We start from the raw sequence: 4837 nt of genomic DNA, 5'->3' as shown, positions 1-4837 counted from the left end.
GGACGCTGCCCAGCACATTGCCCTGCGCGTCACGCACCTGCACCTGCGTACCTGCCGGTGCGGTACCGGAAACGCTGGAGCCATCAGCGGCCACCACCACGTCGCTCGGGCTTTCGGGCCGCGGTGTATCGGTAACGATCACACTGACACCCACCGAGATATTGCCGGCGGCATCGGTTTGCACCAGGACGATGGTTTGGCCTGCGGTCAGTGGTACATCCAGATCGACCACGAAGGTACCGTTTGGCCCGACAATCCCGCTACCAAGGGCGGCGCCCTGCGTATCCCGTACCTCCACCGTGGCACCGGGTTCGCCACGGCCAGACACGGTTAGGCTGCCATCACCTGCCACCACCTCGGTGACGATCGTCGGTGCGGTAATGTCCGGGGCCACGTAGCTTAGCGGCACCGAGGTGTTGCCTGCTGCGTCGGTTACGGTGATGGACAGGGTTTCGCCATTGGCCTGTGGCGGGTCGAGGGTCAGGCTGAAACTGCCATCCGGTGCGACGATGACGCTGCCGATCAGGTTGCCCGAGGCATCTTTCACCTCCACCCTTGCGCCCCCTTCGGCAATGCCGGCGAGGCTGTCGCCATTGGTCAGCACCAGGCCGGTCGGTTGCAGTGGTGCTACCTGGTCTGGCGCTGTCAGCGGGCTGGGCGTGGAGACGTTGCCGGCGGCATCGGTCAGGGTCACCTGCAGGGCCGAGCCATCCACCACTGGGGTTGGCAGTTGCACGTTGAAGCTGCCATCGGGCTGAACGGTGCCGCTTGCCAGCACTTGGCCCTGATCGTTGCGCACTTCTACAGTGGCACCCACTTCGCCACGGCCGGAGACCGTGCGGCCATCGTTGCTGATGGCCAAGTCGGTGGCCGGCGCCGGTGGCGTGGTGTCGCCGCCATTGTCCACGATCGGCGCGGTGATTGTGCCGGCCGTGGAGGCATTGCCTGCGGTGTCGGTGGCGGTCACTTGCAATTGTTCGCCCGCCACTTGTGGCGGTGTGAGGCCGATGTTGAAGGCGCCACTGGCCCCCACCACGACGCTGCCCAGCACAGTAGTGCCATCGGCGGCCAACACACGCACGGTGCTGCCGGCTTCTGCGCGGCCGCTGACGACGGTACCGTCGCCATTGATTGCCAGGTCGCTCGGCGCTACAGGTGGCGTGATGTCGGGTGCGGTGACCTGCACCGGCAGCGACGAGGTGCCGTTGTTGTCGATGGCCACGACGTCCAGTAACTCGCCATTGGCCTGGGCCGGCGTGAGCACCACGGTGAAGGTGCCCTCGGCACCGACCACGATGCTGCCAACCAGCGTGCCGTTGGCGTCGTGCACTTCCACGCGGCTGCCAGCCGGGGCAGCGCCGCTGATGCTGCCGCCGTCAGCGGCCACCACCAGTTCACTTGGGCTGGTCGGCGTGACCACCAGTGGCACGTCGTAGGTCAGGGCCTGGGAAGCGTTGCCGCTCGGGTCGGTCTGCACCAGGCTCAGGCGTTCACCCGGCAGCGCTGCCGGGTCGAGGCCAATCAGGAAGGTGCCGTTCGCAGTCACGGTGCCGCTACCGATCAGCGTGCCATTGGCATCGCGTACCTCCACGCTGGCACCGGCTTCGCCGCGACCACTCAGGGTCAGGCCGTCGGCACCGACCACGATGTTGCTGACCACGGCGGGCGCGGTGATGTCCGGGGCGTCGAACTGCAGTGGGGAAGAAACGTTGCCAGCGGCATCGACCAGGCGGACGTCGAGCACTTCGCCATTGGCTTGGGCCGGCGACAGGGTGACGCTGAAGCTGCCATTCCCGTTGACCAGGCCGGTACCGAGCAGGTTGCCCGAGGCATCGCGTACCTGCACGGTCGCGCCTGGCTCGCCGCTGCCGCTCAGGGTCACACCGTCGGCCAAGGCCAGGCCGGTCGGCTGGGCCGGGGCCTGCAGGTCTGGGGTAACCACCGTAGCCGGTGTGGAGGCATTGCCAGCGGCGTCGGTCAGCACCACTTGCAGGGTGCTGCCATCCTTCACCGGTGGGTTGAGGGTGATCTGGAAGGTACCGTCGGGGTTAACCGTGCCGCTGGCCAGTACAGTGCCCTGGGCATCGCGCACTTGCACGCTGGCACCGGCCTCGCCACGGCCATTGAGCTGGGCGCCGGCCAGCCCGACTACCAGGTTGGTGGCGGCATCTGGTGGCGTGGTATCGCCACCGTCGATGTCCGGCGCGGTGATGTTGCCGGCGGTGGAGGCATTGCCGGCTGCGTCGGTGGCGGTGACTTGCAGCGCCTCACCATTCACCTGTGGTGGGTCGAGGGTGATACTGAAACTGCCGGTGGCGCCCACCACCACGCTACCCAGCACAGTGGTGCCATCGGCGGCCAGCACGCGCACGGTGCTGCCCACTTCGGCGCGGCCGGTGACCACGCTGCCGTTGGCACTGATCACCAGTTCGCTCGGGGTAACCGGTGGGGTGATGTCTGGCGCGGTGACTTGCACTGGCAGCGACGAAGCGCCGCTGCCGTCGATGGCCACCACATCCAGCAGCTCGCCGTTGGCCTGTGCCGGGTTGAGGATGACGGTGAAGGTGCCACCAGCACCCACCACCACACTGCCGACCAGCGTGCCGTTGGCATCGTGTACTTCCACCCGGCTGCCCACCGGCGCTGTACCGGTGATGCTGCTGCCGTTCGCAGCCACAACCAGGTCGCCTGGGCTGGCTGGCGCGGTGGTTACCGGCACTTCATATTGCAGGGCCACGGAGGCGTTGCCGCTGGCATCGGTCTGCACCAGGCTCAACTGAGCGCCCGGCTGCGCGGCGGGGTCGAGGTCGATCAGGAAGGTGCCGTTGGCACCAACGGTGGCGGTACCGATGACAGTGCCGTTGGCGTCACGTACTTGTACGGTGGCACCGGCCTCGCCACGGCCACTGAGCACCAGGCCATCGGCGCCGACCACGATATTGCTGACGGCGGCTGGCGGGGTAATGTCCGGTGCGGTGAACGCCAGCGGCGTCGAGCTGTTGCCAGCGGCGTCCACCACGCGAATGTCCAGTGCTTCACCATTGGCCTGGGCCGGGAACAAGGTGACGGTGAAAGTGCCGTCCTCGTTGACCAGGCCAGTGCCGATCAGGCTGCCGGCGGCATTGCGCACCTGCACGGTGGCGCCGGGCTCGCCACGGCCGGTGAAGGTGACACCATCGGCCAGGGCCAACTCGGTTGGCTGCGCCGGGGCCTGCAGGTCTGGCGCGGCGACAGCGCCGGGTTGCGAGACATTACCTGCAGCGTCGGTCAGGGTGACTTGCAGGGTACTGCCGTCGGTGATGGCTGGGCTCAACGTGATGGCGAAAGTGCCATCCGGGTTGACCGTGCCCGTGGCCACTACGGTGCCAGCGCCATCGCGCACCTGAACGCTGGCACCGGCTTCGCCACGACCGCTCAGCTGGTTGCCGGCAGCGTTGATCACCAGGTTGGTCGGGGCATCCGGTGGGGTGGTGTCGCCGCCGTCGATATCTGGCGCGGTAAGGCTGCCAGCGGTGGAAGCATTGCCCGCCGCATCGGTAGCAGTGACTTGCAGCACCTCGCCGTTTACCTGTGGCGGGTCGAGGGTGATGCTGAAGCTGCCGGTAGCGCCAACGACCACGCTACCCAGCACGGTGGTGCCGTCGGCGGCCAGCACGCGTACGGTGCTGCCCGGCTCGGCGCGGCCAGTGACCACGCTGCCGTCGGCATTGATCACCAGTTCGCTCGGGGTAACCGGTGGGGTGATGTCTGGCGCGGTGACTTGCACCGGCAGCGACGCAGCGCCGTTGCCATCGATGGCCAGCACATCCAGCAGTTCGCCATTGGCCTGGGCTGGGGCGAGGGTGACGGTGAAGCTGCCATCGGGGCCCGCTATCACACTGCCAATCAGCGTGCCGTTGGCATCATGCACTTCCACACGGCTGCCGGCAGGTGCCGTACCGCTGATACTGCTGCCGTCCTCGGCGAACACCAGGTCGGTGGGGCTGGCAGGTGCAGTGGTGACCGGCACTTCGAACTGCAGTGGCGCAGAGGCATTGCCGCTTGGGTCGGTCTGTACCAGGCTCAGTTGCTCGCCTGGCTGCACGGCGGGTGAAAGGTCGACGAGGAAGGTGCCATTGGCCGTGACCACGCCGCTGCCGAGCAAGGTGCCATTGGCATCGCGCACCTCCACGGTGGCGCCTGCTTCGCCGCGACCACTCAGGGCCAGGCCGTCACCGCCGACCACGATATTGCTGACGATCGCTGGTGGGGTGATGTCCGGCGCATCGAATTGCAGCGGGGCCGAGGTGTTGCCGGCGGCATCCACCAGGCGTACGTCGAGCGCTTCGCCGTTGGCTTGAGCAGGCGACAGGGTGAGGCTGAACAGGCCGTCGGCACCGACGATACCCGTGCCGATGACCGTACCTGCAGCATCGCGCACTTGCACAGTGGCGCCGGGCTCGCCGCGCCCGGTGAAGGTCACGCCGTCGGCCAGGGCCAAGTCTGTCGGTTGTGCGGGCGGCAGCAGGTCGGCCGAGGTGACCGAGCCCGGTTGCGAAACATTCCCGGCGGCATCGGTCAGGGTCACTTGCAGGGTGCTGCCGTCATTTACGGCAGGGGCCAGGGTAATTACGAAGCTGCCATCGGCGCCGACGGTGCCAGTGGCCAGCACAGTACCTGCGGCATCGCGTACCTCGACGGTGGTGCCTGGCTCGCCGCGCCCGTTCAGCCGGCTACCGGCCAGGCCGATGACCAGGTCGGTCGGGGCTGCTGGTGGCGTGGTATCGACCCCATCGATGTCCGGTGCTGTGACTACGCTGGTTGGCGATGTATTGCCGGCCGCGTCGGTCGCCGTGGC

General features: G+C 67.6%; 1 protein-coding gene. It reads right to left on the bottom strand.

Translation table 11 applies throughout. From position 1 onward, the window contains the following. Positions 1-4837: Ig-like domain-containing protein (locus APH42_RS28450; RefSeq protein ID WP_256217851.1), on the bottom strand; the 4837-nt coding region annotated here is incomplete at both ends.

Origin of the sequence: Pseudomonas sp. NBRC 111140 (assembly GCF_001320885.1) — a bacterium.
Taxonomy (GTDB): domain Bacteria; phylum Pseudomonadota; class Gammaproteobacteria; order Pseudomonadales; family Pseudomonadaceae; genus Aquipseudomonas; species Aquipseudomonas putida_P.
Note: the sequence above shows the minus strand (reverse complement) of the source record. Positions and strands in the feature narration are given on the sequence as shown.